We start from the raw sequence: 13,118 nt of genomic DNA, 5'->3' as shown, positions 1-13,118 counted from the left end.
GGTCTATGGATCCTGAAGCCCTCTCCGCAGCCCTGCTCGACGTCATCCGCCCGCTTGCGGAGCAGCGACGACCCGGCGCGATCGAGGGCCTCGCGGCATCCGACCTGCCGCTGGACCGGCCGAAGAACCGCGACCACGGCGACTGGGCCTCCAACGCGGCGTTGAAGCTCGCCAAGCAGCTCGGCGCCAACCCGCGCGAGCTCGCCGGCGACATCGCGGCGGCCCTTGCCGAGACCCCGGGCATCGCGAGCGTCGAGGTGGCCGGCCCCGGCTTCATCAACATCCGGCTGGATGCGGCGGCCGCCGGCGCGCTCGCCAAGACCATCGTGGATGCCGGTGCCGCCTTCGGCACGAACGAGTCGCTCTCCGACAACGTCATCAACCTCGAGTTCGTGAGCGCCAACCCGACCGGCCCGATCCACCTCGGCGGCACGCGCTGGGCGGCAGTCGGCGACTCGCTGGCCCGCATCCTCGCCTCGCAGGGCGCGCAGGTCACCAAGGAGTACTACTTCAACGACCACGGCGCCCAGATCGATCGGTACGCGCGCAGCCTCGTCGCCGCGTACGAGGGGCAGCCCACGCCCGAGGACGGCTACGGCGGGGCGTACATCGCCGAGATCGCCGCGCGGGTCGCGGCGACGTACGACGGCGACCTGGATGCGCTGAGCGCCGAAGACCGCCAGGAGGTGTTCCGCGAGATCGGCGTCGAGCTCATGTTCGACGAGATCAAGCAGACCCTGCACGCGTTCGGCGTCGACTTCGACGTGTACTTCCATGAGAACGACCTGCACACGTCCGGTGCCGTCGAGCACGCCGTCGACCGGCTGCGCGAGCTCGGCCACATCTTCGAGCAGGACGGCGCGATCTGGCTGCGCTCGACCGATCTCGGCGACGACCGCGACCGTGTCATCATCCGGTCCAACGGAGAGCCGGCCTACTTCTCCGGCGACCTGGCCTACTACCTGAACAAGCGCGAGCGCGGCTTCAACCGCTGCATCATCATGCTCGGCGCCGACCACCACGGGTACGTCGGGCGCCTGCAGGCGATGTGCGCGGCCTTCGGCGACCAGCCGAACGTGAACCTGCAGATCCTCATCGGCCAGATGGTCAACCTCGTCAAGGACGGCCAGCCCGTGCGCATGTCCAAGCGCGCGGGCACCGTGGTGACGCTCGACGACCTCGTCGAGATCGTCGGGGTGGATGCCGCCCGCTACGCGCTGGTGCGCAGCTCCACCGACTCCAACCTCGACATCGACCTGGACGTGCTGCAGAAGCGCACCAACGACAACCCGGTCTTCTACGTGCAGTACGCCCACGCCCGCACGCACAACGTGGCGCGCAACGCCGCGGCGTCCGGGGTCGACCGCTCCGAGTTCGCCCCCGAGCTGCTCACCCACGCGACCGAGTCGGCGCTCCTGGGCGCGCTGCAGGAGTTCCCGCGCATCGTCGCCTATGCGGCCGAGGTGCGCGAGCCGCACCGCATCGCGCGGTACCTGGAAGAACTGGCGGGACTCTTCCACCGCTGGTACGACAACTGCCGGGTCATCCCACTGGGCGATGCACCGGTCGAGGCCGTGCACCGCACCCGCCTGTGGCTGAACGACGCGACAGGTCAGGTGCTGCGCAACGGGCTCACGATGCTCGGGGTGAGCGCTCCGGAGCGCATGTAGGGGGAGAGGACCACATGATGACGACGGACACGTCGCCCCGCCGGCGCCGGTGGCCCTGGGCCGTCGCGCTCCTCGTCGTGATCGGCCTCCTCGTGGCCGCGTGGTTCATCGCGGACTCGCTCGCGCGGGGCCTGGTGACCACGGCGGTGCGCACCGCGGTGATCCAGAAGCTGCACCTGCCCGCCGACCAGCCGGTCGACGTCGACATCGAAGGCATGGTGATCCCGCAGCTCATCGGCGGCACGTTCCACGACGTGCGGGTCGCGAGCGACGACGTGCCCATCGGCGACACGGCGGCCGATGTCGCGGTGCAGCTGAAGGATGTCGAGTACCGCGGCGCCACCCCCGGCAAGATGAGCGCCGGAAACGCCACCGTCACCCTCACCGAAGCGCAGCTGCGCAGCCTCGCCACCGGCATCCACGGGATCGACCCGTCATCGATCGGCCTGAAGGAGCCGGATGTCACGGCATCCACCCGGCTGAGCCTGTTCGGGGCTTCGATCGAGGTCGGGATCGGGCTGAAGCCGTCGGCGAAGTCGGGTGCGCTCGTGCTCACGCCCGCCTCGTTCACGGTCGGGAGCGCGACACTGAACGCCTCCGACCTGGCCGGCCGGTTCGGATCCCTCGCCGACCCGATCACCCAGCCGCGCAGCATCTGCATCGCCGACAAGATCCCGGCCGGCGTGACGCTCACCGGCGTCCGGGTCTCCGGCGCCACCCTGGTCGCGGACTTCGCCATCGACGGCGACCTGGCGGTGGACGCCGCGCTCCAGCAGAAGGGCTCGTGCTCTTGAGGATCGGCGACGACGAGAACCCGAAGACGCAGCCGCTGCCGTCTTCCGGGGATGCGACGCCCACCGAGCAGTTCGCCCCGCTGCCGGTCACGATGCCCCTGCCGGCGAACGTGCCGCCTCGGCCCGGCAGCGTCCGCCCTGGTGCGGACGCGACGGGGGACGGGGCGGGTGAGACGCCCGCGGCGGACGACACGCCTGCGCCGGACGCGACGCCTGCGCCGGAGAGTGCTCCCGCGGCCGAGGAGCCGGCGGCGCCCTCCAGCCTGGATGCCCCGACGCAGGCGATCTCGCCCATCGGGCCGGCGACCGCGCTGCCGGCTCAGAAGCGACCGACGAGCACCCGGCCGAAGCAGCTGGCGTGGTCGAACCTGCCGAACTCGGAGCCCATCCCGCTCGGTGCGGTCGCCGGCGGGTTCGACGTGACCGGGACCCATCCGACGCTTCCGCCGGTCTCCTCCTATACGGCGGCGATCGCGGCCGCTGCGACCGGCGCGATGACCGCGCCGACGGCGACCGCCCCCGCCGCGTCGCCGGCCGCCGAGACCCCCGAGACCTCCGAGCCGGACGCGCCACCGTCCCCGGCGGCGAAGAAGCGTCGCCGCCGCCGGGCCGTCATCGTCACGCTCGCCACGACCGCCGTGGTGCTCGTCCTCGTCGGGGTCGCGGCCGCGATCGGCTGGCAGGTCGCCGAGACCCACGCGTCGTCGGTCGTCAAGCAGACCGTGCAGCAGAAGGTCGACAAGGCGCTCGGCCTGCCGGCATCCCACCCGGTCGCCGTGACCTTCGACGAGCCGGTGCTGCCCCAGACCTGGGCGGGCAAGCTCGACACCCTCACGTTCACGGTGGCGGGCGTGCCGCTCGTCGGCACGACCGGCACGATCACGATCCACGCCACCGACGTGCCCACGAACGGCACGGGCGTGCCCGCGACCGCGGAGGCCAAGGTGCGGCTCAAGCCCGATGCGCTGCAGTCCCTCGTCTCGGCGAACCGGACGACGCTCGGGCAGATCCTGCCGGAGACCGTGAAGGTCGACGGGAACCGGGTGACCGTGTCGCTCAATCCGGCGCAGTTCCTCAGCGGCGTCTCGTTCACCGAGGTGCTGAAGGCGAGCATCGAAGGCGGCAACCTGGTGCTCACCCCCGAGGAGTTCATCGTCGGCGGCCTGCCGATGTCGGCCGACACGGTGCGGGCGCGCTTCGGCGGACTCGCGCAGGGGATCCTCGCGTCCCGCACGATCTGTCTCGCCGACACGCATCCGGCGGGCATGACGCTCAAGGGGCTGGACGTGAAGAAGGATGCCGTCGTGGCCGACTTCGACGTGCAGCCCGGCATCCTCACCGACCCGGCCCTGCAGGCCAAGGGCACCTGCAAGTGAGCAGGCCGCCGGGCGGGCGGAGTCGCACGAATGGGGCCCGACCCGGCGATTCGATAGACTGACACCGCCCGACGCGCATCCGCCGCCGCATCCGCAGCGCAGCGTCCCGGGCACCGCGCTGCCGCATCCCACCGATTGGTTCCTCGTTGTCCGCACCCGCCTCCCGACCGGCGCCCCTGCCGGTTCCGGAAGACATCGCTGCTCTCGACCCCGCCGTCTGGCCCGCGTCCGCCAGGCGCGACGCCCGGGGGGTCCTCCAGGTCGGGGGAGTGGATGCCACCGAGCTCGCGGAGCGCTTCGGCACACCGCTCTACGTGCTCGACGAGACCGAGGTGCGCGAGCACGCACGGCGCACGGTCGCCGCGTTCCGCACCGCGGCCGCACGCCACGGCGCCCTGGCCCGCGTCTACTACGCCGGCAAGGCGTTCCTGTCGACCGAGGTCGTGCGCTGGGTGACCTCCGAGGGCATGTCGGTCGACGTGTGCTCGGGCGGCGAGCTGGAGATCGCGCTGGCCGCCGGCATGGAGCCCGCCCACATCGGCTTCCACGGCAACAACAAGAGCACGGCCGAACTCGAGCGCGCCGTCGAGGTGGGCGTGGGCACGATCGTGCTCGACAGCATCATCGAACTCGAGCGCCTCGCCGCGATCGTGCAGCGCCACGGCTACACCCAGGACGTGCTGCTGCGGGTGCGCAGCGGAGTCCACGCCGAGACGCACGAGTTCCTCGCGACCGCGCACGAAGACCAGAAGTTCGGGATCGCGATGGAGGACGCGCCGGCGGTCGTCGCCCGCATCCGCGAGATCGAAGGTCTGCGGTTCCTCGGCCTGCACTGCCACATCGGCTCCCAGATCTTCGGCGTCGCCGGCTTCGCCGAGTCGGCGTCGCGCCTGGTCGACCTGCACGCCGAACTCCTCGCGGACGGCCCGGTTCCGCTCCTCAACGTCGGCGGCGGCTTCGGCATCGCGTACACGTCCGCCGACGACCCGAACACGATCGAGGAGCTCGCCGCGGGCATCGCGAACGCGGTGGCGCAGGAGTGCGAGGTGCGCGGCATCCGCGTTCCCGAACTCGCCGTCGAGCCCGGCCGGGCCATCGTCGGCCAGGCCGGGGTCACCCTCTACGAGGTGGGCACCGTCAAGCCGGTGCTCCTCGAGGGCGGTGAGGCGACGCGCACCTACGTGAGCGTCGACGGCGGGATGAGCGACAACGCACGTCCGGCCCTCTACGGCGCCGACTACACCGTGACGCTCGCCTCGCGCGACGGCGACGACGAGCCCGTGCTGGTGCGCGTGGTCGGCAAGCACTGCGAGTCCGGCGACATCGTCGTCGACCGCGGCTACCTGCCCGCCGACATCGCCCCCGGCGACCTCGTCGCGGTGCCCGCGACCGGCGCCTACTGCTTCTCCCTGGCCAGCAACTACAACTACGTCACCCGCCCCGCGGTCGTCGCGGTCGCAGACGGCAGAGCGCGCGTGATCGTGCGCGGCGAGACCCTCGCCGACCTGCTGTCGCGCGATGCGGGCATCCTCCCGGAAGGAACACGAATGCCTGAACAGAGCGAGCGGAGCACGACGAAGTGACCGACAAACGACGACTGCGCGTGGCCCTGCTCGGAGCAGGCTCGGTGGGATCCCAGGTCGCGGCGCTCCTGCGCGAGCACGCCGACGAGCTGGCCGAGCGCTCCGGCGCCGAACTCGAACTGGCCGGCATCGCGGTCCGCAACCCGGACGCCCCCCGCAACGCGGAGCTGCCGCGGGAGCTGATGACCACGGACGCCGAGACGCTCATCGTCGGCTCCGACATCGTCATCGAGGTCATGGGCGGCCTCGAGCCGGCGCGCTCGTACGTGCTGCAGGCCATCAACTCCGGCGCCGACATCGTCACCGCCAACAAGGCGATGCTCGCCACGCACGGCGCCGAGATCTTCGACGCCGCCGACCAGGTCGGGGCCTCCGTCTCCTACGAGGCCGCCGTCGCCGCCGCGATCCCGATCATCCGCCCGCTGCGCGACTCGCTGGCCGGCGACCGCGTCAACCGCATCATGGGCATCGTCAACGGCACGACCAACTACATCCTGGACCGCATGGACCGCGAGGGCGCCGACTTCGGCGAGGTGCTCGCCGACGCCCAGCGCCTCGGGTACGCGGAGGCCGACCCGACCGCCGACGTCGAGGCGTACGACGCCGCGCAGAAGGCCGCGATCCTCGCCTCCCTCGCCTTCCACACCACGGTGCCCCTCGAGGCCGTGCACCGCGAGGGAATCACCGGCATCACGAAGGGCATGATGGATGCCGCGCGCCATGCCGGCTACGTCATCAAGCTCCTCGCCGTGTGCGAACGCCTCGCCGACCGCGCCGACGGCGAAGCCGTCTCGGTGCGTGTCTACCCGGCCCTGGTGCCCCGTGAGCACCCGCTCGCCAGCGTCCACGGCGTCAACAACGCCGTGTTCGTCGAGGCGGCCGCCGCCGGGAACCTGATGTTCTACGGCGCCGGAGCCGGCGGCCTGCAGACCGCGTCGGCCGTGCTGGGCGACGTCGTCTCAGCCGCCCGCCGCCACATCGCCGGCGGAGTCGGCGTCGGCGAATCCGCGCGGGCACATCTTCCGGTCGTCGCCATCGGCGAGATCGTCACCCGCTACCAGGTGACGCTCGAGGTCGACGACCAGGCCGGGGTGCTGGCGACCGTCGCCGGCATCCTGAGCGACGGGCGCGTGTCGATCGCCACCGTCGAGCAGACCGTCACCGAGGAGGGCCGTGCGCGGCTCGTCATCGGTACCCACCAAGCTGTCGAACAGGATCTGAACGAGACCGTCGGCCGACTCGCCACGAGCGGAGTCGTCGAGCGCGTGGTTTCCGTCCTGCGTGTTGAAGGAGATTGAAATGGCCCATGTCTGGCAGGGAGTCCTGCGCGAGTACGCCGACCGTCTCGGCGTGACCGAGTCGTCCACCGTCGTGACCCTGGGGGAGGGCGGCACGCCGCTCCTGCCCGCGCCCGCGCTCTCGCGTCGCACCGGCGCCGACGTCTGGGTGAAGTTCGAGGGCATGAACCCGACCGGGTCGTTCAAGGACCGCGGCATGACCGTGGCGCTGTCGCGGGCCGTCGAGCACGGCGCGAAGGCCGTCATCTGCGCCTCGACCGGCAACACCTCGGCCTCCGCCGCGGCCTACGCCGCGCACGCCGGCATCACGGCCGCAGTCCTGGTGCCCGAAGGCAAGATCGCGATGGGCAAGCTCAGCCAGGCCGTCGCGCACAACGGCAAGCTCATCCAGCTGCGCGGAAACTTCGACGACTGCCTCGAGATCGCGCGCGAGCTCGCCGAGCGCTACCCCGTGCACCTCGTGAACTCGGTCAACCCCGACCGCATCGAGGGGCAGAAGACGGCCGCGTACGAGGTCGTCGAGCAGCTCGGCGATGCGCCCGACTTCCACTTCATCCCCGTCGGCAACGCCGGCAACTACACCGCGTACACCCGCGGATACCGCGAGGAGGCCGAGCGCGGCGTGTCCACGCGCATCCCGCGCATGTTCGGCTTCCAGGCCGCCGGTTCCGCGCCGCTCGTGCGCGGCGAGGTCGTGAAGAACCCCGAGACCATCGCCACCGCCATCCGGATCGGCAACCCGGCATCGTGGAACCTCGCCCTGGAGGCGCGGGATGCCACGAACGGCTGGTTCGGCGCCGTCGAGGACGACCGCATCCTGGCGGCGCAGAAGATCCTCGCCGGCGAGGTCGGCATCTTCGTCGAGCCCGGCTCGGCGGCCAGCGTCGCCGGTCTTCTCGACCGCGCCGAGGCCGGCGTGATCCCGGCCGGGTCCCGCGTGGTGCTCACCGTCACCGGTCACGGCCTCAAGGACCCGCAGTGGGGCCTGCGCCAGACCGACGGCACCACCGCCGAGCCGATCGTCGTGGACGCCGTGACCACCGAGGTGGCCTCCGTGCTGGACCTGGCGTGATCGAGCCCGGCCGCACGGTCGTCGTCCGCGTCCCCGCGACCAGCGCCAACCTCGGCCCCGGCTTCGACACGCTCGGCCTCGCGCTGAGCGTCTACGACGAGATGTCGGTCACGCGGCTGGAGGGCGACGCCCTCGAGATCGAGGTGACCGGGCAGGGCACCGAGGAGGTGCCGCGGGATGCCAGTCATCTCGTCGTGCGCGCGATGGACCACGCCTTCCGTGCGGTCGGCCGCACCCGCCCCGGCATCCGCCTGAGCGCGCACAACGTGATCCCGCACGGGCGCGGCCTCGGATCGTCCGGCGCCGCGGTCGTCTCCGGCCTGCTGGCCGCGAAGGGGCTCTTGGAGGGCGAGGTCGAACTCGGCCCGGAGCTGCTGCTGAAGCTGGCGACCGAGCTGGAGGGGCATCCCGACAACGTCGCTCCGGCGCTGTTCGGCGGCCTCACCATCGCCTGGGTGGACGAGTCCGGCCCGCAGCACAAGAAGCTGCTCGTGGACCGCGGCGTCGCGCCCCTCGTGCTCGTCCCCGAGTTCACGATGTCCACGAAGGAGGCGCGCACCTACGACCCGCAGCAGGTGACGCGCGAAGACGCCGTGTTCAACGTGTCGCGGTCCGCCCTGCTGATCGCTGCCCTCACGCAGAGCCCGGAGCTGCTGCTGGCGGCCACCGAAGACAAGCTGCACCAGAGCTATCGCGCCCAGGCCATGCCCGAGACCGACCGTCTCGTGCAGTCGCTGCGACGCGCCGGGTTCGCCGCCGTCGTGTCGGGCGCGGGCCCGAGCGTCCTCGTGCTGGCCGACGGCCCGGGGCGGCGCCTCGAAGCGGCGGCCCTGGCGGAATCGGTCACCCCCGATCCGTGGGAGGCGCTGCCGCTCGCGGTCGACTTCCTGGGCGGCACGGTGCGTCCTGCCGAGGCCCTCGGCGGCTGAATGCCGGTCTGCGGACCGGACAGTGGTAAAGTATCGGAGTACACGGAGGATGCCGCGAAGCCGCAAGGCGAGCGGATTCTGACCTCCATCGCAATCTGCGAAAGCCTCCCGTACAGCTTCCGTGAACGACGCGAGCGGTGTGACCACCCCGGTGCCACCGCTCCCATCGAGCGGAATTCGCGCCGTCTGGCGCACGGACGGGCGTGCCTGAATTCACACATTTCACAAGGGAGAACTCGTGGAGTCCATCTCCGAGATCCACAACGCCGACGCGCCCGCTGATGAGAGCGTCGACACCAACGAAGAGCTGACCGCCGACCAGGCCGTCGCCGAGGCGGATGCCGCCGACGAGGCCGCCGCGGCCGAGGAGGCGACCGAGCAGGATGCCGAGGTCGCCGAGCCCCTCGCCGAGGTCGAGGCCGAGCTCGAGCAGCCCGCCGAGCCCGTGACCGAGGCCGCCCCCGCGGCCGAAGAGACGCCGGCCGTCGACGCCGAGCAGGTCCTCGAACTCGAGGAGCCGGTCAAGAAGGCGCCGCGCAAGCGCGCCCCGCGCCGCGCGAAGACCGACGTCATCACGCCGTCCGAGGCGCCCGCCGCCGAAGAGCCCGCCGCCGTGGCGGATGCCGCGTCGACGGACGCGCCGGCCGAATCGTCCGAGGACGCCGCACCGGCTGAGGCCGCTGTGGCCGAGGCGCCGACGAAGCCCGCGCGCGCCCCGCGTCGCCGCAAGGCCGCGCCGGCCGCCGAGCCCGCCGAGGCCGAGCCCGCCGCCGAGGCGCCCGCCGCCGACGCTTCGGCGGACGCGACCGAGGCTCCTGCGGAGGCGCCCGAAGCCGAGAACGTCGAGGCCGACGCCGCCGAGACCGCCGAGGGCGAGCAGCCTGCGCGCGGTCGCAACCGCAACCGCAACCGCAGCCGCAACCGCAACGCGAAGGACGCGGCGCAGGCCGACGCCGACGCGTCCGAGACTGCCGACGAGCCGCAGGCGGCCCCGCAGCAGAACCAGCAGGGCGGTCAGCAGAACCAGCAGGGCGGCCAGAACGGCGGCCAGCAGAACCAGCAGGGTCAGAGCGCCCGCAGCCGGCAGCGCAACAAGCGCCGCGGCGCGGCCAACCAGAACGCCGACGAGTTCGAGACCGAGATCGGCGAGGACGACGTCCTCATCCCGATCGCCGGCATCCTCGACGTGCTCGACAACTACGCCTTCGTGCGCACCACCGGCTACCTGCCCGGTCCGAGCGACGTCTACGTGTCGCTCGGCCAGGTCAAGAAGTACAACCTGCGCAAGGGCGACGCGGTCGTGGGCGCCATCAAGCAGCCGCGCGAGGGCGAGCAGTCCAGCCGCCAGAAGTACAACGCGCTGGTCAAGGTCGACGCCGTCAACGGCCTTTCGGTCGACGACGCCGCCGCGCGCGTCGAATTCGGCAAGCTGACCCCGCTGTACCCGCAGGAGCGCCTGCGCCTGGAGACCGCGCCCGAGAAGCTGACGCAGCGCATCATCGACCTCGTGGCGCCGATCGGCAAGGGTCAGCGCGGCCTCATCGTGGCGCCCCCGAAGGCCGGCAAGACGATCGTGCTGCAGCAGATCGCCGACGCGATCGCGAAGAACAACCCCGAGGTGCACCTCATGGTCGTTCTCGTCGACGAGCGCCCCGAAGAGGTCACCGACATGCAGCGCTCGGTGCGCGGCGAGGTCATCGCCTCCACGTTCGACCGTCCCGCCGAAGACCACACGACAGTCGCCGAGCTCGCCATCGAGCGCGCCAAGCGCCTGGTGGAGCTCGGCCGCGACGTCGTCGTGCTGCTGGACTCGATCACGCGCCTCGGCCGTGCCTACAACGTGTCCGCACCGACGTCCGGACGCGTCCTGACCGGTGGCGTGGACGCCTCGGCGCTGTACCCGCCCAAGCGCTTCTTCGGCGCCGCGCGCAACATCGAGAACGGCGGATCCCTCACGATCCTGGCGACGGCTCTCGTGGAGACCGGCTCGAAGATGGACGACGTCATCTTCGAGGAGTTCAAGGGCACCGGCAACAGCGAACTGCGCCTGTCGCGTCAGCTGGCCGACAAGCGCATCTTCCCGGCGGTGGACGTCAACGCGTCCAGCACCCGTCGCGAAGAGATGCTGATGTCCAGCGACGAGGTCAAGATCACCTGGAAGCTGCGTCGCGCCCTCGCCGGCCTCGACCCGCAGCAGGCTCTCGAGGTGGTGCTGGGCAAGCTCAAGGAGACGCAGTCCAACGTCGAGTTCCTCGTGCAGATGCAGAAGGCCGTCCCGGTGCCCGAGCGTGACGGCCGCGGTGGCGGTCACAGCCACGGTCACGAGAACAGCATCCGGTAAGGCCCGTCGTGTTCGACGCTGTCGGGCCGCTGCTCGAGGAGCACCGGGCCGTCGAGCAGGAGCTGAACGACCCCGCGGTGCACGCCGATCCGGCGCGCGCCAAGCGAGTCAACCGGCGCTACGCCGAGCTGTCGCGCATCGTCAAGGCCCACGAGGACTGGCAGGCGGCATCCGATGATCTGGATGCCGCCCGCGAGCTCGCCCGGGAGGATGCGGCGTTCGCCGACGAGGTGCCCGCGCTCGAGGAGCGCCTCGCCGCCGCGGCGGAGAAGCTCCGGCGTCTGCTGATCCCGCGGGATCCGGACGACGCCCGCGACGTGATCATGGAGATCAAGCAGGGCGAGGGCGGCGCCGAGTCGGCGCTGTTCGCGGCGGACCTGCTGCGCATGTACCTGCAGTACGCCGCGTCCAAGGGATGGAAGACCGAGCTGCTCGAGCGCAACGAGTCCGACCTCGGCGGCTACAAGGACGTCCAGGTCGCCATCAAGGGGTCCTCCAGCGACCCCGCCCAGGGCGTGTGGGCCCACCTCAAGTACGAGGGCGGTGTGCACCGCGTGCAGCGCGTGCCGGCGACCGAGTCGCAGGGGCGCATCCACACGTCGACGACGGGCGTCCTGGTCTTCCCCGAGGTCGACGAGCCGGACGAGATCGAGATCAACCAGAACGACCTCAAGATCGACGTGTTCCGTTCCTCCGGTCCCGGCGGTCAGTCCGTGAACACGACCGACTCCGCGGTGCGGATCACCCACGTGCCCACCGGCATCGTGGTGTCGATGCAGAACGAGAAGTCGCAGCTGCAGAACCGCGAGGCCGGCATGCGCGTGCTGCGCGCGCGGCTGCTGGCCAAGCAGCAGGAGGAGCGGGATGCCGCCGCCTCCGACGCGCGACGCTCGCAGATCCGTGGCATGGACCGCTCGGAACGCATCCGCACCTACAATTTCCCGGAGAACCGCATCGCGGATCACCGGACGGGATACAAGGCCTACAACCTCGACCAGGTGATGGACGGCGCACTCGAGCCCATCATCGAGTCGGCGATCCACGCCGACGAAGAGGCACGCCTGGCCTCCCTCGCCGGCGAAGACTGAGCGTCACCCCGCGACGACGGCGGGGGAAGGGGACCACGTGGCCAGGAGACGGGCGCCGCGCAGCGAGATGAAGAACACCGTCTACGAGATCTTCGTAGGGCTGCTCTCCATCCTTTCGATCGTCAACATCGCGCTGGATTACATCTTCCGCAACGATCAGTCGCTGCAGATCGTGCTGGCCGTCATGGACGGCCTGTTCAGCGTGATCTTCCTGACGGACTTCATCTATCGGATCACCACCGCGCCGTCCGCCTCGCGATACTTCTTCCGGCAGTACGGCTGGGCCGACCTGCTGGCTTCGCTGCCGTTCCAGGAGCTGAAGATCCTGCGCCTGTTCCGGGTCCTGCGGGTGGTGCGGCTGCTGCGCAAGCTCGGCCCCGGCGCGATCTGGCGCAGCATCACGCGCGATCGGGCCAACAGCGCGCTGATGACTCTGCTGCTCATGGGCATCCTGGTGCTGCAGTTCGGGTCGCTCGCGATCCTGCGGGTGGAGCAGTACGCCGAGGGCGCGAACATCACGACGGCCTCCGACGCCCTCTGGTACACGATCGTCACGATCTCGACGGTCGGCTACGGCGACCACTTCCCGGTGACGAATCCGGGCAAGTGGATCGGGACGCTGATCATCATCATCGGCGTCGGCATCTTCGGCACCTTCACCGGCTATCTGGCAAACGCGTTCCTCGGTCCGTCGAAGAAGGACGAACCGGTGCCCGCCGAGGGGGAGGCCCCGCTGCTCCCGCAGCCCGATGCGAGCCACACGGCCGCGGGCGTCGCCGCGGGTGGCGCGGCAGGAGCGGTGACCGCCGGTGCAGCCGCCGGAGACGGCGATGCGCCCGCCCCCACGGCGACGACCGGCTCTGCCCAGGCGAACGCCCGCATCGCGGAGCTGCTCGCGCAGTCCGAGCAGGCCCTCGCGGAGGCGCGTCGCATCTTCGCCGAGAGCAGTCGCGAGTAAGCCGCCGGG

The 13,118-nt window shown here is 71.1% G+C and carries 10 protein-coding genes; all 10 read left to right on the top strand.

Features of this window, described 5'->3' with window-relative positions; all coding sequences use genetic code 11:
* The first annotated feature begins 5 nt into the window (after positions 1–5).
* Positions 6–1,670 (top strand): arginine--tRNA ligase, encoded by a 1,665-nt coding sequence (argS, locus tag LK09_RS07220; RefSeq protein WP_039397496.1) that lies wholly within the window; start codon positions 6–8, stop codon positions 1,668–1,670.
* Positions 1,671–1,687: 17 nt separating this feature from the next.
* Entirely contained in the window at positions 1,688–2,464 is a 777-nt protein-coding gene (locus tag LK09_RS07215) for an LmeA family phospholipid-binding protein (RefSeq protein WP_039398253.1), read from the top strand.
* Entirely contained in the window at positions 2,455–3,840 is a 1,386-nt protein-coding gene (locus tag LK09_RS07210; RefSeq protein WP_039397494.1) for an LmeA family phospholipid-binding protein, read from the top strand. Before LK09_RS07215 ends, LK09_RS07210 begins: the two co-directional genes overlap by 10 nt.
* Positions 3,841–3,986: 146 nt before the next feature.
* Entirely contained in the window at positions 3,987–5,423 is a 1,437-nt protein-coding gene (gene lysA, locus LK09_RS07205; protein ID WP_039397492.1) for a diaminopimelate decarboxylase, read from the top strand.
* Positions 5,420–6,721, top strand: coding sequence for a homoserine dehydrogenase (locus tag LK09_RS07200; RefSeq protein ID WP_039397490.1), 1,302 nt, complete (start codon positions 5,420–5,422; stop codon positions 6,719–6,721). The genes lysA and LK09_RS07200 overlap by 4 nt, the downstream gene beginning before the upstream one ends.
* Position 6,722: 1 nt before the next feature.
* On the top strand, positions 6,723–7,793 hold the full coding sequence (gene thrC / locus LK09_RS07195; protein WP_039397484.1) for a threonine synthase: 1,071 nt from the start codon (positions 6,723–6,725) through the stop codon (positions 7,791–7,793).
* A complete protein-coding gene (gene thrB / locus LK09_RS07190; RefSeq protein WP_039397482.1) occupies positions 7,790–8,722 on the top strand; it encodes a homoserine kinase in 933 nt (310 codons plus the stop codon). The genes thrC and thrB overlap by 4 nt, the downstream gene beginning before the upstream one ends.
* A gap of 238 nt (positions 8,723–8,960) precedes the next feature.
* Positions 8,961–11,063, top strand: coding sequence for a transcription termination factor Rho (gene rho, locus LK09_RS07185; protein WP_039397480.1), 2,103 nt, complete (start codon positions 8,961–8,963; stop codon positions 11,061–11,063).
* An 8-nt stretch (positions 11,064–11,071) separates the two neighbouring features.
* The gene (prfA, locus tag LK09_RS07180) at positions 11,072–12,151 is read left to right on the top strand and encodes a peptide chain release factor 1 (RefSeq protein ID WP_039397478.1); all 1,080 of its coding nucleotides are present in this window, start codon (positions 11,072–11,074) and stop codon (positions 12,149–12,151) included.
* A 37-nt stretch (positions 12,152–12,188) separates the two neighbouring features.
* Positions 12,189–13,109 carry an ion transporter gene (locus tag LK09_RS07175; RefSeq protein ID WP_231562975.1) on the top strand — a complete coding sequence of 307 codons (921 nt, stop codon included), beginning with the start codon at positions 12,189–12,191 and terminating at the stop codon, positions 13,107–13,109.
* The last annotated feature ends 9 nt before the right edge of the window (positions 13,110–13,118 follow it).

Source organism: Microbacterium mangrovi (assembly GCF_000802305.1).
Taxonomy (GTDB): Bacteria; Actinomycetota; Actinomycetes; order Actinomycetales; family Microbacteriaceae; genus Microbacterium; species Microbacterium mangrovi.
This window is presented reverse-complemented; position numbering and strand designations above follow the sequence as displayed.

Excerpts from the sequence above, each read along its gene's own strand:
- thrC (WP_039397484.1), top strand. The coding sequence starts at position 6,723 with ATGGCCCATGTCTGGCAGGGAGTCCTGCGCGAGTACGCCGACCGTCTC.
- LK09_RS07215 (WP_039398253.1), top strand. The coding sequence starts at position 1,688 with ATGACGACGGACACGTCGCCCCGCCGGCGCCGGTGGCCCTGGGCCGTC.
- argS (WP_039397496.1), top strand. The coding sequence starts at position 6 with ATGGATCCTGAAGCCCTCTCCGCAGCCCTGCTCGACGTCATCCGCCCG.